The sequence below is a fragment of the Flexithrix dorotheae DSM 6795 genome (assembly GCF_000379765.1).
Taxonomy (GTDB): Bacteria; Bacteroidota; Bacteroidia; order Cytophagales; family Flammeovirgaceae; genus Flexithrix; species Flexithrix dorotheae.
Map to the genome: position 1 here is coordinate 167,499 of NZ_KB903434.1, position 22,055 is coordinate 189,553.

The 22,055-nt window shown below is 35.5% G+C and carries 20 protein-coding genes; 10 read left to right on the plus strand and 10 right to left on the minus strand.

Annotated elements, in window-relative coordinates:
* Positions 1-133: 133 nt before the first annotated feature.
* A complete protein-coding gene (locus A3EM_RS0109285; protein ID WP_020527923.1) occupies positions 134-829 on the plus strand; it encodes a hypothetical protein in 696 nt (231 codons plus the stop codon).
* A 165-nt stretch (positions 830-994) separates the two neighbouring features.
* Entirely contained in the window at positions 995-1,567 is a 573-nt protein-coding gene (locus tag A3EM_RS0109290) for a hypothetical protein (protein WP_020527924.1), read from the plus strand.
* 18 nt (positions 1,568-1,585) lie between these two features.
* On the opposite strand, the gene A3EM_RS0109295 is transcribed toward A3EM_RS0109290, so the two are convergent.
* Complete coding sequence (locus tag A3EM_RS0109295) at positions 1,586-2,560, minus strand: cellulase family glycosylhydrolase (protein ID WP_157637795.1); 975 nt, start codon at positions 2,558-2,560, stop codon at positions 1,586-1,588.
* Positions 2,561-2,604: 44 nt separating this feature from the next.
* On the opposite strand from A3EM_RS0109295, the gene A3EM_RS0109300 reads away from it, so the two are divergent.
* The 3 genes from A3EM_RS0109300 to A3EM_RS0109310 all read left to right on the plus strand — a co-directional run bounded on the left by A3EM_RS0109300 (position 2,605) and on the right by A3EM_RS0109310 (position 8,304).
* Positions 2,605-3,300: a hypothetical protein gene (locus tag A3EM_RS0109300; RefSeq protein WP_020527926.1), complete on the plus strand. Its 696-nt coding sequence runs from the start codon at positions 2,605-2,607 to the stop codon at positions 3,298-3,300.
* 13 nt (positions 3,301-3,313) lie between these two features.
* The gene (locus A3EM_RS45665) at positions 3,314-6,139 is read left to right on the plus strand and encodes a helix-turn-helix transcriptional regulator (RefSeq protein WP_020527927.1); all 2,826 of its coding nucleotides are present in this window, start codon (positions 3,314-3,316) and stop codon (positions 6,137-6,139) included.
* Between the two features lie 410 nt (positions 6,140-6,549).
* The gene (locus tag A3EM_RS0109310) at positions 6,550-8,304 is read left to right on the plus strand and encodes a tetratricopeptide repeat protein (RefSeq protein WP_020527928.1); all 1,755 of its coding nucleotides are present in this window, start codon (positions 6,550-6,552) and stop codon (positions 8,302-8,304) included.
* 41 nt (positions 8,305-8,345) lie between these two features.
* Here A3EM_RS0109310 and A3EM_RS0109315 read toward each other — a convergent pair whose 3' ends face one another.
* The 6 genes from A3EM_RS0109315 to rfbF all read right to left on the minus strand — a co-directional run bounded on the left by A3EM_RS0109315 (position 8,346) and on the right by rfbF (position 14,928).
* Complete coding sequence (locus A3EM_RS0109315; protein WP_020527929.1) at positions 8,346-9,536, minus strand: glycosyltransferase family 4 protein; 1,191 nt, start codon at positions 9,534-9,536, stop codon at positions 8,346-8,348.
* 108 nt (positions 9,537-9,644) lie between these two features.
* Entirely contained in the window at positions 9,645-10,946 is a 1,302-nt protein-coding gene (locus tag A3EM_RS0109320) for an NAD(P)H-dependent oxidoreductase (protein WP_020527930.1), read from the minus strand.
* Between the two features lie 68 nt (positions 10,947-11,014).
* Positions 11,015-11,551 (minus strand): dTDP-4-dehydrorhamnose 3,5-epimerase, encoded by a 537-nt coding sequence (gene rfbC / locus A3EM_RS0109325; protein WP_020527931.1) that lies wholly within the window; start codon positions 11,549-11,551, stop codon positions 11,015-11,017.
* A 118-nt stretch (positions 11,552-11,669) separates the two neighbouring features.
* Complete coding sequence (locus A3EM_RS0109335; RefSeq protein WP_020527933.1) at positions 11,670-12,920, minus strand: UDP-glucose dehydrogenase family protein; 1,251 nt, start codon at positions 12,918-12,920, stop codon at positions 11,670-11,672.
* Positions 12,917-14,020: an NAD-dependent epimerase/dehydratase family protein gene (locus tag A3EM_RS0109340; protein WP_020527934.1), complete on the minus strand. Its 1,104-nt coding sequence runs from the start codon at positions 14,018-14,020 to the stop codon at positions 12,917-12,919. The genes A3EM_RS0109335 and A3EM_RS0109340 overlap by 4 nt, the downstream gene beginning before the upstream one ends.
* Before the next feature lie 122 nt (positions 14,021-14,142).
* Positions 14,143-14,928: a glucose-1-phosphate cytidylyltransferase gene (gene rfbF / locus A3EM_RS0109345; RefSeq protein ID WP_020527935.1), complete on the minus strand. Its 786-nt coding sequence runs from the start codon at positions 14,926-14,928 to the stop codon at positions 14,143-14,145.
* Positions 14,929-15,668: 740 nt separating this feature from the next.
* Between rfbF and A3EM_RS0109350 the strand changes: the two genes are divergently transcribed.
* The 3 genes from A3EM_RS0109350 (at position 15,669) to A3EM_RS0109360 (ending at position 18,608) form a co-directional block, all read left to right on the plus strand.
* On the plus strand, positions 15,669-16,643 hold the full coding sequence (locus tag A3EM_RS0109350) for a DUF3137 domain-containing protein (RefSeq protein ID WP_020527936.1): 975 nt from the start codon (positions 15,669-15,671) through the stop codon (positions 16,641-16,643).
* A gap of 118 nt (positions 16,644-16,761) precedes the next feature.
* Positions 16,762-17,157 carry a 30S ribosome-binding factor RbfA gene (gene rbfA, locus A3EM_RS0109355; RefSeq protein ID WP_020527937.1) on the plus strand — a complete coding sequence of 132 codons (396 nt, stop codon included), beginning with the start codon at positions 16,762-16,764 and terminating at the stop codon, positions 17,155-17,157.
* Positions 17,158-17,168: 11 nt separating this feature from the next.
* Positions 17,169-18,608 carry a hypothetical protein gene (locus tag A3EM_RS0109360; RefSeq protein ID WP_020527938.1) on the plus strand — a complete coding sequence of 480 codons (1,440 nt, stop codon included), beginning with the start codon at positions 17,169-17,171 and terminating at the stop codon, positions 18,606-18,608.
* Between the two features lie 108 nt (positions 18,609-18,716).
* On the opposite strand, the gene A3EM_RS0109365 is transcribed toward A3EM_RS0109360, so the two are convergent.
* Both A3EM_RS0109365 and A3EM_RS0109370 read right to left on the minus strand, forming a co-directional pair.
* Complete coding sequence (locus A3EM_RS0109365; protein WP_020527939.1) at positions 18,717-19,109, minus strand: (deoxy)nucleoside triphosphate pyrophosphohydrolase; 393 nt, start codon at positions 19,107-19,109, stop codon at positions 18,717-18,719.
* A 13-nt stretch (positions 19,110-19,122) separates the two neighbouring features.
* Positions 19,123-19,707 (minus strand): HupE/UreJ family protein, encoded by a 585-nt coding sequence (locus tag A3EM_RS0109370; RefSeq protein ID WP_020527940.1) that lies wholly within the window; start codon positions 19,705-19,707, stop codon positions 19,123-19,125.
* Positions 19,708-19,888: 181 nt separating this feature from the next.
* Between A3EM_RS0109370 and A3EM_RS0109375 the strand changes: the two genes are divergently transcribed.
* On the plus strand, positions 19,889-20,374 hold the full coding sequence (locus A3EM_RS0109375) for a DUF6702 family protein (RefSeq protein WP_020527941.1): 486 nt from the start codon (positions 19,889-19,891) through the stop codon (positions 20,372-20,374).
* Here the strand turns inward: A3EM_RS0109375 and A3EM_RS0109380 are convergent.
* The gene (locus A3EM_RS0109380; RefSeq protein ID WP_020527942.1) at positions 20,371-20,967 is read right to left on the minus strand and encodes a methyltransferase domain-containing protein; all 597 of its coding nucleotides are present in this window, start codon (positions 20,965-20,967) and stop codon (positions 20,371-20,373) included. The genes A3EM_RS0109375 and A3EM_RS0109380 overlap by 4 nt on opposite strands.
* Positions 20,968-21,076: 109 nt before the next feature.
* On the opposite strand from A3EM_RS0109380, the gene A3EM_RS0109385 reads away from it, so the two are divergent.
* The gene (locus A3EM_RS0109385) at positions 21,077-22,000 is read left to right on the plus strand and encodes a coiled-coil domain-containing protein (protein WP_020527943.1); all 924 of its coding nucleotides are present in this window, start codon (positions 21,077-21,079) and stop codon (positions 21,998-22,000) included.
* The last annotated feature ends 55 nt before the right edge of the window (positions 22,001-22,055 follow it).

A 22,055-nucleotide genomic window follows, 5' to 3' on the forward strand; every position in this document is an offset into this window, starting at 1 on the left:
TATTTTTTAACTTTTTTTGAAATGCAGGTATTCGGGAGCATTGGGTTTCAATTGTAATGGATCATTATCAAGAGCATAATTTCATTTTTTAATCTGATAATGTTTCTTACCAAAATAAAACTTATACTGATTAATGCCGGGGGTTAAAGATTTTTTTCAGGTTGGTTTTTCAACCACTTGTGCTGGTGGATATTTTAATTCTATTGAATTGCTCAATCATTATATTCATTACCACCATCCTACTCTCACTAAAGAGGTGGCCAAAGAATTAAAAGTTATAAAAGGAGAAGCAGAATCTATTACTCAGGAAATTACACAGATTCATGCTTTTGCTGATGAATTAAAAATCATAATGGTAGCCCCACCGGCATTTCCCGAAGCCTATTTCTCCTGGGCAAGAATGACTTTCTCAGGTTTTACCGAACCTATGGATGACCTGAACCCTAAAAAAATTGCTTTTAAAATAGGCTTTTATTCCGGAGAAATTTTAAGTAGCCTGAAATTATTAAAGGTCATTTTAAATATCTCCACTGCTGTGGTTGGCATTCCGGCATTTCAGGAACAGTGGAGTAATACATCAAAATCCATTTTAAAATCAATCAAAAACCTGGAAGCAGCTGCCAACCTTGCCGAACTCACCCCCAAAGGACCAGATGAACTGAGTTCCAGATTTGCCCAACAATTTTGCAAAGCCGGAAGAGAAATTGCTGAAGCAGAAATCGATTTTTCCAATCAGGCTTATCTTTTTCTGCTCTCCAGCAAAGTAGAAAATCATCAGCAAGATTTGATGGTAAAAAATGAGGAAACAGGTTTGTATTTGAAAAATTAATCCTGCCATTTTTAATCACACCACACTTAACATGCTTTAAATCAGCTAATTACAAACAAAAATCCTTTTAGAAGCTTCACCCCCTTCCTGTTCTTGTTTTCCCTAATTTTTAAATATATTTGTATTCGATTAACGCATTGAAATTGTCAAAACCTCTTAATCTGAATGCACGAAATTGAGCCATTTTACAGGTGGGAGAAATATTATATTTCCACTATGGATGAAAATTCCCCCTTCTACGGAAGAGAATATGAGTTCATGAAATACTCAAATGATATTTATGGGTATTTTATTCATCCTTATTGGGATTATATTGGCTCTGATACACTTTATACTAAATTACTTTTTGCTGATTATAAAAGAGGATTTTGTGTGATGGAATTTCTGGGTGAATGGAATGATGCCATTAATAATGACATCATGCACCTGAAGAATAATGTGATCAACCCATTGGTAGAAAAAGGGGTAAATCAATTTATTTTAATTGGTGAGAATGTAATGAATTACCACGGGTCTGATGACTGCTATTATGAGGAATGGTTTGAAGATGTGGAAGACGGCTGGATAGCCGCCATCAATTTCAGGGAATTTGTTTTGGATGAATGGGGGAATTTTAACCTGGACTGGTATGTAAATTACGGAGGAAACCTGGATGTCCATAATTGGCGTACCTTGAAACCCATAATTTTATATAATCTGGTGAAGGAAAAAATTGCCAGAAGAATTGCCCTCACCTGATTTTTTTAGACGCATTTTTTATTCCGATACCAGTCTTTTCATTTCATTATAAACCAGGCTGTCATCGGCTATCCCATTGAATTGCAAAGGCACAAACTGATTTACCTCCAGGTTTAAATATCCCCAGGAAGCACTATTTGAAACCGTTTTTTTCATGGCCTCCTTCGCCTCCTCTCCGATTTTGTTGTCCTCATTACAAATAATCGGCTTACCATACTTTTTCAATTCCTTAATTCGCTGAGGGATCTGATTCACTTTGGTATCATTAAAATGGATTAAGATAAAGTCGGAAGCTTCTGCAATATCAGGGTGGACTTTTCCATTTCCCAATCCACTGGTGGAAACCAGTAAATCCGGATTTTGCTGTTTTACCCTTCGTATCAATTCCAGCATTTGTTCTGTAGTCCGGATAATTTCATGATTAAAACCATTATGAGGATATTCGTTGGCAATTTCCAGCACCACATTAGTGAAATTATTATCTGAAATCCACTCTACTACATTAGCCAACCCAACTTTTACTGCAGTAGAATCTCTCAGAATCTGATCCTGTCTTTGGTAAAAGCACCCCAGAATAATTACCATTCCCTGAATATCACAAACATTAATAAGATGGGCTACTCTGTCCATATAGGCCGATTTTAGTGATCCATTCGGCTTAAATGCAGAATTCACCACTCCTTCATATCCGGGGGAACCTCCCTGTAAATTGAGGGTAAAAGCCCTTACACCAGCAGCTTTATATTCAGGAATCTTCTCTATAAACTTTTGGGTATTCTGAAATGGATTGTAATCAGGATTTGCAGCATCCTCAAAAGTGGCATTCACCATTCTTACATTCATCAATAAACCTTCTGCCTGTGTTCCGGGATAGGTGATTTCATCATTAATTACCCAATGGCTGCCATCAATTTCTATTTTTGTTTTCTTTTTGAGGGTGCACTGGTTGAACAAAATCAGGCAAAAAATTAAAAATTTAGTTACCTTCCACATATTTTCCATCAGATAAATATTTGCCTTGAAATAAGCCGAATTCAATGTCTCATCTTATTCCCATGAAAATAAAAACTTTATTGAAAAAAATTCCACTTTTTTCTGATTTCTTCCTGAAGGGAACCCAGATAATTTGTGCAATATTGCTTTCATTTCTTTTTATAAGTTGTAGTGAAAATAAGGAAAGTAATCAGGAAGCAGCCTTAATTTCAAACCAGGATTATAAAAATGTATTTAAACCACTTGATGGAAACTGGAAAGGGAAGTTTTATGTATATTCTGATAAGAGAGGACAAACAAAAGAGCCGGCCCAACCGGATCAAATTGATGAAAAGTACCTGGAAAAACTACCATTAAAGGAGGAACTGGTAATTGATGTAGCCCAGACTTATGTATCAGAAAACCCATATTTCCAGAAAGTGATGATTACAGATACTTACCCTTCTGCAAATGGAGAAATGAATTCTGTAAAAAGCGAGGGATTTAATAAAGTGGAAAATGGCAAACTGGTTTGTGTGGTTAACAAACCTGATGAAAAGGTGGTCCATCAGGGCAGACTGGACCAGGAACACACCATTATCTGGTCTAGAAATATTAGTAATCCTTTAAAAATTGAATATTTCAGGGAAACAGTTAGACAAGACAGTTATACTATTATTGGCTGGGGTTATTATGGTGATGATAATCCTAAGCTTTCGCCAAAAACCTGGTTTAGGGGAGATTATAAAAAAGTAAAATAGTAATTCCTATATTTTGATAGAGCGGACAAAATATAAAAATCAGTTAATCAATACTTTTCGGAAAACTGAGGTTGAAAAAAACTATCAGGTTTTATGCCTTACAGGATCTGAAAAAACAGGGAAAACGCAACTTTTAAACAGCACTTTTTCCGCTCTAAAAGAAAATATTTTTGAGACCACATTTTTTAAAGGAAACCCTTCTCCTCTTGCTCCTATAGTCCAATTTTTACGTCATCTTATTGAGCAAAAGGGTTTAAAATGGTTAGATTCTAATCCTATTTTTCAGTTTCTCTCAGGATTCCTTCCCGAATTAGAGATGCAGAATTATAAACCAGACTTCCAAACTCAGGTATTAGCTGTTGCAGAAACCATAAAGTTTCATTGTTCCCAATCTCCAATAATCTGGATTATTGATCATTCCCATTGGATGGATGAGGAATCAGCGAATTTTTTAAGTCCCTTGATTAGAAACCTGAAAGGGAACTCCGTGCTTATTATTTTTTCAGGCAGAAAAACAGTGTTTTCGGATTTGCCCATGAACCAATTGTCAGCTGATTTACAGCATCAGGCTAATTATTCGGAGCTGGAAATTTCCCCTTTCAATGTACATGAAATAATTCAATTGGCAGATGTAGGTTTTACTTTTAGCATTTCAAAAGAAAATAGCCAATCCTTATTGAACTTTACTGGCGGAAATCCTTTTTTCCTTTGTGAAATTTTTAAAAGTTTATCCACTGGTCAAATTGAAGAAAAAGGCTTTAATCCAGAGAAATTGATTAATCATGGACATTTAAAATTGCCAAGAGCTATACTTCAAACTATTGTGCTTAAACTTAAGGAGGTGCAACAAGAATCGGTTATTATTTTAAAAACTGCTGCGCTTTATGGTTACCAATTTGAAATGGAATTACTGGAATCTGCTTGTAATAATTTATCTGCCATAGATGATTTAATTCAGCAGGAATGGATAGTGCTTATAGAAAATGGAGAGGGTTTAGGCAAATTTCAAAATAAACTTGTCTATCATTCAATTCTGAATAGTATTTCCTGGTCGGAGAAAAAGTGGGCTGCGGAAAAAATTGCTCGTTTTCTTGATGGCAAATACCATGTAGATAAAGCTGCCTTATCAGGAGACTTTTGGAAAACAGCCGGAAATAAGGAAAATGCAAGAAAGGCTTATATGCAGGCATCTTCCAACTTTTGCCAGAAAAAAGAATATAAAGCCGCTGTAATAAGTGCCAAAAAAGCCCTTGCGCTTTGGCCACCTGAGGTTGAACCGGCTTTAAAAGCAGAATTATTAGAAAATATGGCGGATTGTGCACGGCACTGCGGCATGCGCGAAGTGGCCATTTTTGCTTTTCAGGAGCTTTTGGCATCTGGTCTTTTTGAAGAAAAACCACAAAAAAAGGCTTTTATTTCCCGTTCTTTAGCCATTTGTTGTAGCCAAACTAGCATGTGGAATGACTACAAAACACTTAGAATAGAAGCTGCTGAGCTGTTTCGTTCCACGGCACTTTATGAAGAAGCAGCTATAGAATTTCATGAATTATCAAACAGATCATTTGATGAAATTAATGCTCCTGAAGGCATTAAATTTATTAAACAGGCCATTGAGTGTGCCAAAAAAGGAAACAATCTGGAAAGGCAAATCAGGTCTGAAGCCCAGTTGGCCTATTTAATGGCCATTGCCGGAAATGGAGAGGAAGCATTACCTCTCATTGAGAAAACTTTGGAAAAAGCCCTGGAAAGTCAGTTTGTAGAAGCTATAGCCTATGTTTATCGAAAATTTGCAGGAATTTTGGAATATAATTCGGATTTCACCAATTCCATTCAGACTTATAATAAAGTCTTGGATTATTGTAAAACTCAAAACCTGCCTGTACAGTCCCAGTTATGCGTGAGCTGCATGAGTTGGGTGTTTTTTCGTCTCGGGGAATGGAAAAAATCCATTGAAGCCTGTCAAACCGTAATTGATGATAAAGAGACGCATGCACAATCCAAGGCACTAGCTTTTCTGATTTTAGCCTTAATAAAAATCTATCGTGGTGAACTAAAATCGGCAGAGAATTATCTACATAAAAGCGAAGGTCTGGCCCTTACTTCAGGTTTTGAACTGGTAAGTTTTATGCTTTTATGGCCAAAAGCTTTATACCGGGAATATAAAGATGAAACAGAATCAGCCCAAAAATACTTTCAGAGTTTACAAGATACCTGGTACCAAAAGGAAGATGTTCATGATATCCTGGGCGGATTATTCGATGCTTTAACTTTTTACATTAAAACCAAAAATGTGAAAAATTGTAATGCTATTGTGGTTATTCTCACCAAAATTCTGACAAAAACTCCAAACAAGGAAGTTCAGGCATGCTTATCCTATGGACTTGGTGGAATCGCTTTTTTAGCGGATAACTTAAATGAAGCTGAAAACTATTTCAGTCAGACCCAAAAAATGTTTTTCAAACTAAACATGCCATTACAATCCAACCATGCAGAATTTCTTTTGGGTAAAGTGCTTCTGGAGCGAAATGAGGTAAAAAAAGGTTACTCAAAAATTCAAAATGCCTTTAACATGGCCAAAAATGCCGGGATGCGGGGAATTATTTCCAATTGGGATGAAGTGAAAAAACCGGTAACTTTATCGGAGGGACAACTCACCAAAAGACAGATGGACATTTTATTTGCTTTAAAGGATGGGTTATCAAATAAAGAAATTGCAGCAAAACATCATTTGAGTACCCGGACTGTTGATATGCATGTCAGCAATATTCTGGAGCGGTTGAATTGCCGAAACCGGACTGAGGCCATTAACATTGCACAATCATTAGGAATAATTGGATAGATCAAAGCAAATTACGGTAATATTAATTTTCATTACGGTATTTTTTCTCTAACAATGTATCTTTAATTTTTTCATCTTTGTAAAAATTAAAGTGTAAGTAGGTAACTTTTTAAATCGTCTTTTATAAAAAGCACTCAAATTTTCTCCAGTTAGGGTAATAATTATTTCCAGCTAGTGCGACTAGCAGAAAGTCTGTCCTAACGAAATAAGTGAGGTATATCAGTGGGTTAACAAGTTGATTATCAAGCTCAAACTCCTGTTATTTATTTTATGCCTGTGACACCAGGTTCTTTTTGTCAGTATTCCAATTAGCATTTTTATCCTTTTTGAAAGGAAATAATCCTAATGCTTGCTTGTCCAGGTCTACCTATTTCAATGTAAAAAAAACAATTACTAATTTTTAACTAACCATGAAAACTAATAAAAGTAAAAAAATTAAAATCCTTGGAATTTTAGTATTCACTTTATTTTCAGGGCTTATTTTCAGATGCTCCGTTCAGGAAAAAGTGAGCTTCCAGGCACCTTTATTTGATAATCTGGGAAACTATAAACTGGATATTACCAGCAAATCACCAGATGCCAGCCGCTTTGTAAATCAGGGAATTATTATGGCCAACGCATTTAACCATTTGGAAGCTGCCAGATCCCTTCGAGAAGCAGTAAGATTAGATAGTACTTGTGCGCTTGCTTATTGGGGTTTGGGTTATGTTCTGGGGCCTAATTACAATACAGAATCCAATATGGGGGAAACCACCGAAATAAGGGAAGCCGTTAGAAAAGCAAAACTGTATGGGAAAGATGCTTCCGGCTGGGAACAAGCCTTAATTGCCGCCATTGTGGAAAAGTTTCCGGAAGGAAAAAATGAAGTAAACGAACAGGGTTATGCCGATAAAATGGCAATTGCCTTTCAAAATTTCCCTCAAAATGACTTGATTGTGACTTTGTATGCTGAATCTCTAATGAATCAGCATGCCTGGGATTTGTACACAAGAAAAGGCGGAGAGGCCAAACCCTGGACTCCAGAGATTGTAGAAACCCTGGAACAAGCCCTAAAATTAAATCCAGAAAATCCCCTCACCAATCACCTTTATATCCATGCCACTGAGGCAGCCCCCGATGTGGAAAAAGCCCTGGCAAGTGCGGAAAGACTAAAAACCCTTGTTCCGGGTGCCGGACATCTTGTTCACATGCCCTCACATATTTACATCAATACTGGTGATTATCATGAGGGTTCTCTGGCTAATGAACAGGCGGTAATTGCTGACAGTATATATATTGCTGAATGTAATGTGGAAGGCGTTTATCCGCAATTATATTATCCTCATAATTATCATTTCCTTGCTGCTACTGCAGCTTTGGAAGGTCGTGGGGCGAGAGCCATTGAGGCTGCTTTTAAAACTGCAGAAATAATTGGCCGAAACTATTTGAGAGAACCAGGCTTCGAAACGACTCAACATTATATCACCATTCCTTACAATACACTGGTGAAGTTTGCCCAATGGGAGAAAATATTTGCCTTACCATCCCCTGATGATGATTTGGATTATCCCAAAGCAGTATGGCATTATGCCAGGGGAATGGCCTATGTGAACACAGGAAAAATGGAAGAAGCTGAGAAGGAATTGACCATGGTAAAAGAACTTTCAGAAACAGATGCAGTGAAAAATTTAATGATTTGGGAAATTAATTCTTCCGCTGACATTGTAAATATTGCCATCGAGGTGTTGTCTGGAGAATTGGAAAAATCAAAGGGAAATTATTCCGAAGCAGTAACTCATTTCCAAAAAGCCATAGAAATAGAAGATCAGCTAAATTACAATGAACCACCCGACTGGTTTTTCTCTGTAAGGCATATTCTTGGGGATACTTATTTAAGGATGCAAGAATATGAAAAAGCAGAGGAGATTTACAGAGAGGATTTAACCTACTGGGTAAAAAATGGTTTTGCTCTAAATGGTCTCTACCACAGTCTTGTGGGACAGGGGAAAATTGAAGAAGCCAGTCAGGTAAAAAATAAGTTTGAAAAAGCCTGGAAATATGCAGATTCCGATTTAAAGTATTCCAGAATTAATGAAGACACCCGAAAGGATTTAAAACTGACAGTTCGGGAAGATGATGGTAATAATTTGATTTATCTGGCTGCGGCTTTTTGTGGGCTGCAATAAATCTCAAAGTTTACTTTAAAATTTCAAACAGAGAAGTAGGACTAATGCTTACTTCTCTGTTTCTTTTCAATAATATCTTTATAAATATCCATCAGGAATTCATAATTCTTCGCTGGAGTATATTTTTCCTCATAGCTTTTTCTCGCATTTTTGGAAAGTTGAGCCCTGGTTTCTGAAGATTCATTTAGAAGCTCAATTTTTGCTAATAAATCACCTGCATTTCCTGGTTCAAAATGCAACCCATTATATTGATCTTCAATAACTTCCTGAGCACCACCCAAACGGGAACCAATTACCGGAGTTCCAACTGAAAATGCTTCAAGAATTACCATTGGCATGCCTTCATACCAGGTGGATGGAAATATTAATGCTTTACAATTTTTAAGTTCATTAATTACAGTTTCCCTTCCCTGAAAACCCATGAAAACTATATTTTCATTTTTCTCGGATTCAGCGACAACTTCTTCTTTATAGGGACCGTCTCCTAAAATTTTCACTTTAAAATTTCCTTGTTTGGCAGCCTCCATCAATACTTTTATCCCTTTTTCTTCTGTTAATCTTCCAATAAAAAGGAAATAATCCTCCCTTTCTTCAGGACCTAAACCGAGGTCACCAGTAAAATTAGGCTTCACCGCAAACCTGCCTTCACCAGCATTGAGAGAAGAGTCCAGAAATTTGGCTTTTGCAAAATTTGTCAGGGCAATATATTTATCAATTTTTTTATTCCAGGTACCCAAAATCTTATGAATTCCTGTCATAAAAACCAGCGTGGCAGTTTGGAGTTTAGAATCGCGATAGACCCCTTTCATAATCGCATCTATGGGAAAAGTTTTATGAATACTTTTCTCATAAATCTCATTGTCGTAATACAATATGGCACTAGGGCAAATCAATCTGTAATTGTGAAGTGTCATAACCACCGGAATATTCATTTGCTGAGCAACATAAAAAACCGAAGGCGAGGCAATTGGGAAAAAATTATGGATATGGATTACATCAGGCTGAAAGGAATTGATTTTTTCCTTAATAATTTTAGCACTTTTCGGATTATATAAAGCCCTCAGTCCAGTAAGCAATTTGCTCACAGCAGAATCCGCATTTATCGATTGATTATCAAAAATAAGCGTGGAAACTTCATTCCCATTTGCTAAAAGTAACTCCTTTTCAGCTTCAAACACGGTATCCTCCCCGCCTTTAAATTGGTATGTATTATGTAATAGAAGAATTCTCATAATCAGGTAGTTGCGACAATTTGGTGATAACCCTTTTTTGAAAAGGGAAGAAAAAAACCATATCCAACTTAATTTTTGGATATGGTTTTCAATGCGACTGGCATTTTTTTAAGCATTTACGGGAACTCCAAAAAGTTCTAATTGCTCTTTATAAAGCTGATGCTTAATATTTTTTGGATCTAATTCTACATCACCATAGGTTAATACCTGATCCTGAGGAATATCTTTTATCAGTTTACACCCCTCAGCAAGCCCCATTGGTAATAAATCTTCACCTCTGGTTACATTATAATTTTCACAAACTCCATAAGTTTTATATCCTCCTAATCCATCAATGGCATCTCCGGCTTTCATGTCTACTTTTGCTGTAGCCACCACTTCCACTACGGGTCCGGCAATAGGTGCTAAGATAATGTCATCAAAATCAATCATTCTGGAAATAGAATTGGCAATTTCAAAAAACAATAAGTGATATGGAATATAGAAACTATATAAAGGTCCCTCTCCAAGTTTTCCGTATTTTAAATATTTCACAGAAAGTGGATCATCAGAAGTAGCATAAATAAATACACCTGGCCCTGGTTTTGGTCCTACCACATAATCAACAATTCCACCCAAGGACTTCAACTCATCAATATCATATAAATGGGTTAAATCATCGATATGTTCTTTGGAATGGTGTCCATACATACCTCTTGTAGCCACTTTCATTCCTGTAGCATTGGCGATACAGGCCTGCTCAAAGGAAATTTTTGTACCATCAGCAAAACTGGTTACCATTTCAGGAGTCATGTCCCATTGAGCTGCAAATCCTTTTTGTGTAGTTGGATTTCTGTAATGATCCTGTAATCCTTTAATATTTCCACAAAGCAATGGCTCAAATCCCATGCTTTTTACAAATCTGTATAAGTTTAAAGTTACCCCTGGCTGATCTCCATCTCCTACACTGTATTTCACCCCATAATCATCCGCCTTCTTTTTCAAAATTGGACCTAAGGTAGCATCAATCTCAGCATTGAATGAAAGAATATGCTTTCCATGCTTCATTGCTTTAAGCATCGTCTCCGCAGCAAATTCAATAGTTCCGGTAACTTCTACCAAAATATCAATACCATTCCCTTCACAAAGCAAGTCGATATTTGAGGTAATTACTGAAGCTCCAGAAGCAATAGTATCTTCATAATCTTTCAGGTTGTCCACAATTTTATAATTGTTTAAACCAGCATATTCATAAGCTTTTTGAGCTTTTTCAATGGTTCGGTTATAGGTGGCAGCCACTACCATTCCCGGAGTGTACCTAGTGATTTGGTTAATCATCCCTTTGGACATCTCTCCTGCACCAACCAATCCCACTTTAATTGGATTTCCTTTTGCTTCTCTGGCCTTTAAGGCATTATCTACTAAAATCATAATGATTGAGGTTGTATTTATTTAAAAAGGGATCATTACTCCCTGTAAGGTCAATTAGTTATATCTGTTTAAAATGGACTTTCAAATTCATCCAAAGTCACCAAGCTGATATCCTTGTCAGATAAGATAGGGTTCATATCCGGCCATTCTATACCGCAGGAATCCCACTTTATGCCTGTATCACTTTCCGGTTTAAAAACCACTGAAGTTCTGTTTAAAAAGATGGCTGAGTCACTCATTACATAAAATCCGTGAGCAAAACCTTCAGGTATGTACAACATATTCCCTTTTTCAGCATCTAGTTCCAAAGAAAAATGTTGTTTGTAGGTAGGTGAGTCTTTTCTTAAATCAACAGCAACATCAAATATTTTTCCTGCAATGCAGGTCACACATTTTACATGGCCATGAGGCGGAACCTGAAAGTGCAATCCTCTAAGTACTCCCTTTACTGAAGTAGAGTAATACTCCTCGGTAAAAGTGGTAGATAATCCTAAATCGATATAAGTATCTTCATGAAAGGTTTTAACCAACCTTCCCCTGTCATCCTGAAAAACCCGGGGTTGTAGCTCGAACAATCCGGGAATTGGTGTTTCTATTTTTTTCATTTAATGGTTGTTGCTGAAATTTTTTCGAGGTGGAAAACTGATTTCAAAAATCTTCTTTCCTTGTAGTCAAAAACAAAAATAACTGGCAGGGGAAATTCCTTGCCAGTTATCATTTAGATTAATAAATATATCTGTAGTCAAAAACTTTTTTCTTCTGGATCAAATCCTTTTTCTCTTTGAATTCTTTCCAACCAGTAAGTATGGCTACATTATCAGTTTTTTCCAGTAATGCTTCCAGATTATCGAAATATTCAATTTTTAAATCGGGATATTCCTCCTGAAAAGTGCCATTCGCCAATGGATCATAAGCAATTATTTTTGAATAACCTTTTTCGATCAATTTAGCAATCACATCCTTACTTGGTGTAAGCCTTACATCATCAGAACCTGTTTTAAAAGCTAAGCCCAGAATTCCAATAGTGTCTGAAGGAGAAGTTTCCGCAGTAATTTTATCTACCACAAAATCTTTAACCTTTTCATTGATTTCAAGGTTACCTCCTAATACTTCCGGAGTAAATCCATTTTCTTTGGAAATGCTGTATAAAGCTGAAGTATCTTTTGGAAGGCAATAGCCACCATAACCACAACCCGGATATACATAACTCGCCATATTAGCCGGATTTCCAGACCATCTTTTATCTTCATGAAGGATTCTGAAAGCTTTCGGAACATCAATATCACCAATCGCATCCGCTACCATCGACATTTCATTAGAATAGCTAATCAGTGTAGAAAGCAAGGTATTTGAAAGGTATTTGATAAACTCAGCCGAGTTATAACTCACATAGTGAATTGGAGCATTGAATGGCTTGTAAATTTTATCTAAAATTTCTTTTGAAACTTCGTCTTCCACTCCAATCACAATTCTGTCAGGCTCAATAAAATCTTCCCAGCAATATCCTTCTCTTAAGAATTCAGGATTAGAAGCAAAACCGATTTTTCTATCCAATTCAGCTAATTTCGCATTGATATGCGGGATAACTTTTTTGGATACGGTAGATGGGGGAACAGTAGATTTTGTAATAATTACTTTAAAATCTTTAGATTCAACTGCTAAAATCTGATCGATTGCCCCAAGAATATAACTCAAATCAGCACTTCCATCAGGAGCACTAGGCGTACCTACACAAAGGAATATAGCCTCACTGTTTTTCACAGCTTCTTCCAAAGGAACATCAAGGTAAAAAGATTCCCCCAATGTTTCTTCCAAAACCTCTTTCAAATGAGGCTCATGGAAAGGAATTTCATAATTCTTTAATTTATTTAACCTACTCTGGTTAATATCTATACCATAGGTTTTAAAACCTTTTTTCGCAAATCCAAGACCGGTGGTCAACCCGACAAAACCAAGACCTATTACTGTAATCATATTAGTTTACCGTTATTTATTTTCAAGAATTTAAGAAATCTGCCAATACCCTCCTCCACATAAATAGAAGGTTCGTAATTTAACATGGATTTGGCTTTGTCAATTTTAGGACATCTTCTATTCGGATTGTCTGTCATGTATTCAGCATCATCTGATTCCTGGAATTGTGCTTTTCCTTTATACCCATAAACCTCCTGAGCATTTTTTACAAATAAGTTAGCAAATTCCTTTACAGAAACTTCTGGCTTATCAATGCCTATGTTAAAGGCTTCCAGTTTGCCATAAAGCATCACTTTTAAATAACCTGTTATGGCATCGGAAATGTAGCAGAAAGTTCGGGTTGGCTTTCCATCAGAAAACATGATGAGGTCTCTTCCTTCATGCACACATTTAGCAAAATCAGCAGGTAAACGCTTGTCTTCAATATTCATTCCCGGACCATAGTTATTGAAAGGTCTGGCAATGGAAATAGGCATATTGAATTTGTGGTGGAAAATGTAGCACATGGTTTCCCCAAACCTTTTAGCCTCATCATAACAGGCTCTTGGTCCCATGGTATGTACATTTCCTCTATATTCTTCATCGGTGGGAATGAATTCTGGGAATGGATCACCATAAATTTCACTACTAGAGAAGAATAATAAACCTTTTATGTCTCTTTCTTTATAGAAATCAAGAAGTCTTCTAAGCCCTGTTATGTTCGCATCAATGGTTTCTACAGGATAAATTCTGTAAAAAGTTGGCGATGCAATAGAAGCTCCGTGAATAATTAAATCTGCTTCATCGGCTCCATCCACATCACTGATATCATCAGTAATTACATTAAATTCGTGTAGGGTGATTTTGTCATTTTTGTTAACCAAATCATCCAGCCAGTCTTTAGTGCCGGTTAAGAAATTTTCCAGTGCAATGATTTTTTTGATATTCAATTCGTCTGCGTACCTGGAAAAGAAGTGCATAAAATAGTAACCTAGAAAGCCTCCACATCCTGTAATTAATACAGTAGAGTTGTTAAATTTAGCTTTTTCTTCTTTAGACAGCTTACCGAGAATGTAAGCCATATCTTCAACAAGAATCTCGTTTTCTCTTTGATCTTTCACAGAGTAAGTTTTTTGTTTAAATTGGATTGAAATTTATGAGTATTTTGCAAAAATCAGACAAGGAAAGGACTATTTCCCTTTTATTGACATTTCTTAAGAAATATCCTGATGTAAGGATTTTTTTAATCCCACTTTTTCCACGGAGCTTTTCCCTCATCCCACATTTTTTCTAGCACGTTCTTATCTCTCAATGTATCCATTGGCTGCCAGAATCCATAATGTTGGAAAGCAGATAAGTTTCCTGAACTGGCCAGCTTTTCTAAGGGTTCTCTTTCCCAAACAGTTTCATCGCCATCAATATAGTCAATTACTTCAGGCTCTAAAACAAAGTAACCACCGTTAATCCATGCTGACTCTCTTCCATCCCCCACTGGTTTTTCCCTGAATTGATTAACTTTTGGGTTATTATCATTTAACTTAAAAGCACCAAACCTACCAGGTTGTTGAACGGCAGTAAGTGTTGCCAGACCTCCTTGTTTTTTATGAAACTCGATAGAAGCAGTAATATCAATATCGCTTACTCCGTCACCATAGGTTAAGCAAAAAGTTTCATCCCCTATATATTCTTTTACTCTTTTTAATCTTCCTCCAGTCATGGTGTGCAGTCCGGTATCTATAAGTGTAAGTTTCCAGGGTTCTGCCACACTTTTATGAATCTCCATACTATTATTTGCCATATCCAGCGTAAAGTCCGAATTATAATTAAAGTATCTGGCAAAATAATCTTTGATAAAATATCCTTTGTAACCACAACAAACTATAAACTCATTTATACCATGTTGTGAATAGATTTTCATGATGTGCCACAAAATTGGTTTACCACCAATTTCAACCATTGGTTTAGGTCTTACTCCACTTTCTTCACTTATTCTGGTACCGAAGCCACCGGCAAATATTACTGCTTTCATAAATAATTTAAAGTTGGTTTTTACTGTTTATGATTGGTTTTATACAAGTGTAATGTTATATAATTTTTCCAATATTAATCATTCTGATTTTTTACAATTACAAATACTTGTTAATGCTATTACATTCCCAATTTTGCCATAATTAAAAATAAGCACAAAAAATACAAGAAAATATTATTTCAGAAATAATAAATACATTTTATAAAAAAATACAGAATTATATTCCAAATCAATGCACAAAAATTTATTACTGTTAATAAAGTTCAATTGAATTTTAAAGTAAAAAAATTTAGTAGGTGTATATCAGCTGATGGAATAAAAAAATGTAAGATTTTCAATAAAAGAACAAACTGGTGGATGAAAGTTAAAAAAATGATTGTCTGAAATTCTAAAAATATACCAGCTATCAGAATCTAAATTTAGGAAAGATTTCTAATTATTAGACCATTCTCACTCTAATTAATTATACAAAAATGTAATATCAACCAGAATGGTAAAATTATTAATTTCTGTAGCCAATACAGATTCAATCCACTCAAATTTATCCTGGCTTTTATCTATTCAAGATAGTATTTTCAAGTTAGTAAATAAATATACATTTTAACAATATCTCCTTAGAAAATTAACCCCAGGCTTTCTTCAAACGTCATACAGGTCCTGAAATCCGGAAAATATTTTTTATCTTAAATTTTTACCTCTACATTGGGACTGAAAGATAATTTGAGCATAGGATAATCTTAATGAAAAGTTTTGATGAGTTTCGGTCATTTATTGCCGAACAATTGAAAGATGAACTGGACGGACTGGAAGAGAGGAGAAATAAAATGTTTACCTGGAAAGCTAAGCTAGGAGCTTTTCTGGGTGTGGCAGTAATTATCCACTGGGGAGTTTGTCTATTTACCGCCTTACCTACATATACCATTTTAATTACAATTGTACTTGGCACAGCCATAGCCTATTTTGTTTTCAACAAGTATTTTCTTGATTTGGCTATCCCATCAAATTTTAAAGATCTAATTGTAAAAAGTCTGGTTAGTTTTGTTGACCCTTCATTGCAATATGATCCCACAGGTCATATTTCGTATGAAGATTACAGGGCAAGTGAGTTGTTTTTATTGAAACCAGATCATTTTACTGGTGATGACCTAATAGAAGGGTCTATAGAAGGAATACCCATAAAGTTTTCAGAACTTATTTCTTCCTATGAGAAAGAACATCCCGGAGTGAGTAAAAGTAAAGCCTGGGAGATGATATTTCATGGTTTGTTTTTAGTCGCTGAAATTCCCTATGAGTTTAAAGGGAAGGTTTTTGTGCTCTCTAGCACAATTTATAAACACCTGGGATACACTGGAAGATTGGTGCAAAAACACAACTTCTTCAGAGGGCATTACATTCTCCCGAAAAACCTGGATTTCAGAGATAATTTTGTGGTTTATGCAGAAAACCTTTTGGAAGGGGAACTTATCCTTACAGGAAATTTTATGGATAAAATACTGAAACTGAAGAAAACTACTAAGGCTGAAGTTTATATATCGATGATTGGGAATAAAGTATATGTTGGTGTAAATTTGAATAGGGAAATTTTTAAAATCAGTCTTAATAAACCACTTACGAGAGTAGAATACCTGAAAAGTTTCTATAATGATTTGTATTATATGCTAACTGTAATAGAGGAGTTGAATTTAGAAGCATTTCTTGAAAATCAGGAAAATTAAGCACCTTTGTAATAATAGTTTAATGTGGCTGGCCTGTGGCGCTCGCTTGGAGATTTGTAATGTGGTAAATGGAGGTGAACAATAACAAAAGCCCGGGGGATTAAAAAAACAAAAAGTGATGGAAAGTAAGAGACAAAAAAAATATTCAAGTCTTTTTCAAAAAGACTTAGGAGAAATTTTTCAACAATTAAGTAAAGATCATTTCAAAGGAGCGTTTATTACTGTTACTTCGGTAAAAGTAACACCGGACTTAGGAATGGCGAAGGTGTATCTAAGTTTTCTTTTGGTAAAAGATAAAGAGGATTTACTGCTGGATATTCAAAATAGCACCAAACTTATTAGACAAAAACTAGGAACAAAAATTAAAAATCAGGTCAGAAAAGTACCTGAACTTTTGTTTTTCTATGACGATACACAAGAAGTCGCCAGTAAGGTTGATCAATTATTCGAAAACCTAAATATCCCACCTGAGGATGATAATGATGATTATTTAAAGGATTATAAGGAAGAATAAAATAATTTGATTTGGTAAGTATATTCAGGATCAATGATCCTTTTCGAATTCTGGGAATCTTTGTAGTGCTTCTTTTATTAAGGTTACCTATGATCATCAATGGGCTGCCCTTAATTATTCCGGAGCTTAGCTGGCTTTTGGTTGGAGAAAAACTTGGTAATGGTAGCAGAATGTATGTTGATGTTTGGGAAAATATTGCACCGCTTTCTGCAGGGATTTACTGGCTTATTGATCTGGTATTTGGGAAATCCCAAATCGCTTATCAGGTTATATCTTCCTTTCTCGTATTAATCCAGGCCATTATTTTTAATCAGGCGCTCATCAAAACCGGAGTTTATAAAGAAAAAACCTACCTTCCGGGTTTACTTTATGTCGTGTTTATGTCAATTAGTTTTGACTTTCTTACACTTTCTCCTGTTTTAATGGCGAATACTTATTTAATCTTAGTAGTTCGGAACTTATTCAGGTTTGATAATGAGGCTATTGACCAGGATATCTTTAAAACAGGGTTCTACATAGGAATTGCCGCTCTACTCTATATTCCCTCAACATTATTCCTCATTATGGCCATACTGGGATTGGCCATGTTTAAAACTTCTTCCTCCAGGTATTTAATTATGATGGTGTATGGTTTCACTTTTGCCTTTATAATTTATCTGGTTTATTTGTTTACTGTGGGTGGAATTGGTGATTTTTACGATGTCTATATCCTAAGTTTTCTTAGTCTTAATTTAGAGCGGTATTTCTCTCCAACCCAGTCTTTCTGGCTGGTACTGGTTCCCGGAATTGCGTTAGTGCTTGGATTACTAAAAGCCAGAACAGAAAGGGGGTTTGTTAATTTCCAAAGCAATGCCCAGCAATTAATGGCTATTTGGATTCTTGCCTCCATTTTTACTTTATTAATTACCCCAAAATTCGCCACTTATCAGTTTATAATTTTCGTACCTGCTTTCACATTTTTCACAGTACACTACCTGCTTTTATTTAAGAAAAGAATTTTTGCAGAAATTGCCTTTTGGGTTATTTCCATTCTTGTGGTTTTTATTTCCTATAATGGTGTTTACAATTTTTCTTCGGGGTTAAATCCAATTGATTATGACAGGCTTACTGTAAAAAAAGAAGAATCATTACCAGAAAAAAACAAAAAAATTCTGGTTTTGGGAAATCATCTGTCCTATTACCAGCATCAGTCTATTGCTACTCCGTATTACAATTGGAAATTGTCCCAAAGACATTTTGGAAATATGGATACCTATTCCACCTTAATTGAGATTTATAAGAATTTCGAGAAGGATTTCCCTGAAATTATAGTGGATAAAAGTGATAATCAGTTTGCCAGTAAATTATTTAATAACATTCCATTGTTGGAGGAGAAGTATGAAAAAAGCAATGAAAATGATTTTCCAACTTATATTTTAAAAGGAAGTCTTGTAGAAAATGGGGCTCCCTAATGCCACAGGGGCAAAATTTATATGATAAATTAAGCCCTTCCTTGAAATCAGAAAACACTTGGATATTTCGTCAATAAAGACATTCTGCTAGTCGCTTTAACCTCCCTTTTAACTTTCCCCTGATAATAATTTTTCCAAAAAAGGTCTGTCAGCCGGTGCCATGTTCAAACTATTCAGGTCTTCCGGTACTACCCATTTGAAAACATCATGGTCAACCAGCCTGATTTCTCCTGAAAGAAATGTGGCATGATAAGCCATGAGTTCAACGGAAATATTCGGATAATGATAAAGAGAAGTTTCAATATACTTTCCTACTTCAACTTCAATAGAAAATTCCTCAAATAACTCTCTTTTTAAAGCCTGTTCCGGTGTTTCTCCAGTCTCCATTTTCCCCCCGGGAAATTCCCAAAAACCAGCTAGCGATTTACCCGGCTTTTTTCGTGCGACAAGTATTTCACCCTCCCTTACTACAATTCCGGCAACTACTTTAATAGGAAACATACCATTCAGAATTTTACCAAAAGATATTTCTTTCAAAAATCATGGTGAGGGCAATTCCTCCGGCAGCACCCGATAACAACAGATTCCACTCCCTTTTTTGCATACGGCCTATCTGCACAAACAAAAGTGCGAGGATTAAAATGACAAATACAATAAAAATCTGTCCAACTTCCAGACCTACGTTAAATGCGAGCAATTGCCAGAATATACCGGAATCATCTCCCAGCAGACTACGGAGGTAATTAGAAAAGCCAAGTCCGTGAATTAACCCAAAAAATAAAGCCACCAGGTATCTTTGGTTTACATTTTTGGAATGTGCTTCTTTTCTGAAAAAATAATTAAAAACTGCAGTGATAAAAATGGTCACAGGAATGAGAAATTCTACCAAATCGGTGCTGATACTCACAACTTTTAGAGAGGCCAAAGCCAGCGTTACTGAATGACCAATGGTAAATGCAGTCACTAAAATTAATACCTCTTTCCACTGAGAAAAACTGTAGATGGCACACAAGGCCAGTATAAACAAAATGTGGTCATAGCCATTGATATCTGAAATGTGTTCGAAGCCTAATTGAAGAAAAACCCAAAATTCTGACATTTTTTTGTGTTATTTAAGTGTTGAAATCCATTTGAGAAGAGATATAATCATTGCTATTCATAATTGAATTCAGGCAAATGAATAAAAATAATTTTTGCCTAACTGATTACTTATAGTAAGTTTGGCAGCAAAAATATAATTTTTGTAACCTACTCGCACCAGAATTTTTAAATTTTAGGAAATGCCACTTTTTATTATTGTTGCCTTAATAAAGCTTTTTACAATTCTTCATCCAGTTCATATTTCACTTACCCAAATGGACTATAATGAAAAGAATAAATCAATCGAGTTAACCCATAAAATTTATGTGGACGATTTTGAATTGGCCTTAAAACAATATGATGATTTGGAGTTTAGGTTGGGTACTGAAAAGGAAATGGCAAATTCGGATCAATTTATACAGAAATATATTGATGCCACCATGAAAATATATCTTGATGGTGAGGAAAAACAGGCCAATTTTATTGGAAGAGAAGTGGATTTTGAAGCAATTTGGATTTTCAGGGAGATTAAAGATGTGAATAATATTGGCGATCTGGTTATAGAAAACAGTATTTTAACTGATCTCTATGACGATCAAAAAAACATTTTGCATTTAAAATATCTGGAGGAGAAAAAAAGCTTTTTGTTTAAAAAAGGGAATACACGGGAAGAAGCAAATTTTTAACCTTTTGGTTTTTCCACATTAATAAATAATTCATTTCCTGCCCGGGGAGGAATACTGTTATAACAGATCTCAAATACATTAATCTTAAATGCATTTTTAAAAAGTGGTAGATAATCCTCCCTGTTTCCCCCAAAGGGCGGATGATCTTCATAAAGCGGGATGTTAAATAAAACCCCAACCAATTTGCCACCTGGCTTCAACAGTTCCTTCATTTTATAAATGTAATTCTCTCTGAGTTTAGGATTAAGGGCACAAAAAAATGTTTGTTCTATGATCAGGTCGAAACCGTTTTCCTCAAATTCAAAAAAATCGCCTTGGTGAACATGAGATTTGGGAAACTTGGGGCATGACCTGAAAAGATTATCGATTGGAGCTTTGGCTATATCCAGTACCGTTACATGATTAAACCCCTCATTAAACAGATACTTTGCCTCATAGGCATTCCCCGCTCCCGGAATTAATATTTTCAAATCTTTCGCCTTTATCTGGTCAAAATAACATTTCAGTGGAGTAGAAATTTCTCCTAAATCCCATCCTGTATTATTATTCTTGTATTTATTTTCCCAAAAAAATTCATCTAATGGTTTTTCCATACTAAATTGGCTATCAAAGTTTTAGAAATAAGGCAAAATTCTTGAAAACAATCTTCAATAAATTATTTTTGCAGACATTAACAAAAACAAATTTTAAATAGTGCGAACTATGAGCGAAAGCGAAACAAAAAAAGGGGTAAATAATCGGATGATTTTGATAATTGCCATGCTGGTAATTTTGGCGATTATTAATGGTGTCCAGTATTATATGAGGGTAATGAGTGAGCAGAAAAACAAAGAATTACTGGAAAGCAAGGAAGTAGAACTGGTTTCTACCTATGCCACTCTCGACTCTATATCAGGAGAACTCAATATGAAAATAAGTGAAATTGAAAGGTTGGGCGGAAATATTGATTCTCTGATTATCTATAAAGAAGAACTTGAAAGGGATATGGAAGAACTAAAACTTTCCAGAAATTTAGCCCAGGAAAGATATAATAAAATAAAGGACAAAATTGAAGCTTACGAAGGGCTTCTCAAAAGAAAGGATAAGGAAATCACCAAGCTAAAAGAAATTAATGAGGAGCTGCTTTCTGAAAATATCACCTTAAAGTCGGAAAAGAATAACTTGAACAGGGAGATTAATTCATTACAGACTGAAAAGGGACAAATGCAGGAAAAAATAGCTATAGCAGCCACTCTTCAGGCCGAAAACATTAAATTCTTTTCTGTCAATAAAAGAGGGAAGGAAAAGGAAGGAAATGAATTTAAAACCAAGCAAATCGAACAGCTAAAAATATCCTTCAATATTGAGGAAAACCCCTTGGCAGAAATTGGTGCAAAAACCCTCATCCTCAGAATTATTGAGCCAGAAGGATCAGCTTTGTATAATGTGGCGGCAGGTTCCGGCACATTCGAATATAATGGAAAAGAGATTTTCTATACTGCTAATCAGGAAATTTTATTTGATAATACTCAACAAATGGTCACCTTTAATTACGACAAAGGCAATGAATTCAAAAAGGGACGGCATAAAGTTGAGCTTTATTCGGATGGAGAGAAAATTGGCGAAGACTATTTCATCGTAAAGTAATAGTCTTCCATTTAAAATCAGGCATAAAAAAAACACTTGCTGATAAATATCAGCA

Coding starts and splice junctions, on each gene's coding strand:
- A3EM_RS0109370 (WP_020527940.1), bottom strand. CDS start 19,707: ATGTCAGAATTTTGGGTTTTTCTTCAATTAGGCTTCGAACACATTTCA.
- A3EM_RS0109350 (WP_020527936.1), top strand. CDS start 15,669: ATGAAAAGTTTTGATGAGTTTCGGTCATTTATTGCCGAACAATTGAAA.
- A3EM_RS0109385 (WP_020527943.1), top strand. CDS start 21,077: ATGAGCGAAAGCGAAACAAAAAAAGGGGTAAATAATCGGATGATTTTG.
- A3EM_RS0109320 (WP_020527930.1), bottom strand. CDS start 10,946: ATGATTTTAGTAGATAATGCCTTAAAGGCCAGAGAAGCAAAAGGAAAT.
- rbfA (WP_020527937.1), top strand. CDS start 16,762: ATGGAAAGTAAGAGACAAAAAAAATATTCAAGTCTTTTTCAAAAAGAC.
- A3EM_RS0109310 (WP_020527928.1), top strand. CDS start 6,550: ATGAAAACTAATAAAAGTAAAAAAATTAAAATCCTTGGAATTTTAGTA.
- A3EM_RS0109295 (WP_157637795.1), bottom strand. CDS start 2,560: ATGTGGAAGGTAACTAAATTTTTAATTTTTTGCCTGATTTTGTTCAAC.
- A3EM_RS0109315 (WP_020527929.1), bottom strand. CDS start 9,536: ATGAGAATTCTTCTATTACATAATACATACCAATTTAAAGGCGGGGAG.
- A3EM_RS0109375 (WP_020527941.1), top strand. CDS start 19,889: ATGCCACTTTTTATTATTGTTGCCTTAATAAAGCTTTTTACAATTCTT.
- A3EM_RS0109335 (WP_020527933.1), bottom strand. CDS start 12,920: ATGATTACAGTAATAGGTCTTGGTTTTGTCGGGTTGACCACCGGTCTT.
- A3EM_RS0109285 (WP_020527923.1), top strand. CDS start 134: ATGCCGGGGGTTAAAGATTTTTTTCAGGTTGGTTTTTCAACCACTTGT.
- A3EM_RS0109300 (WP_020527926.1), top strand. CDS start 2,605: ATGTCTCATCTTATTCCCATGAAAATAAAAACTTTATTGAAAAAAATT.
- rfbC (WP_020527931.1), bottom strand. CDS start 11,551: ATGAAAAAAATAGAAACACCAATTCCCGGATTGTTCGAGCTACAACCC.
- A3EM_RS0109365 (WP_020527939.1), bottom strand. CDS start 19,109: ATGTTTCCTATTAAAGTAGTTGCCGGAATTGTAGTAAGGGAGGGTGAA.
- rfbF (WP_020527935.1), bottom strand. CDS start 14,928: ATGAAAGCAGTAATATTTGCCGGTGGCTTCGGTACCAGAATAAGTGAA.
- A3EM_RS0109380 (WP_020527942.1), bottom strand. CDS start 20,967: ATGGAAAAACCATTAGATGAATTTTTTTGGGAAAATAAATACAAGAAT.
- A3EM_RS0109290 (WP_020527924.1), top strand. CDS start 995: ATGCACGAAATTGAGCCATTTTACAGGTGGGAGAAATATTATATTTCC.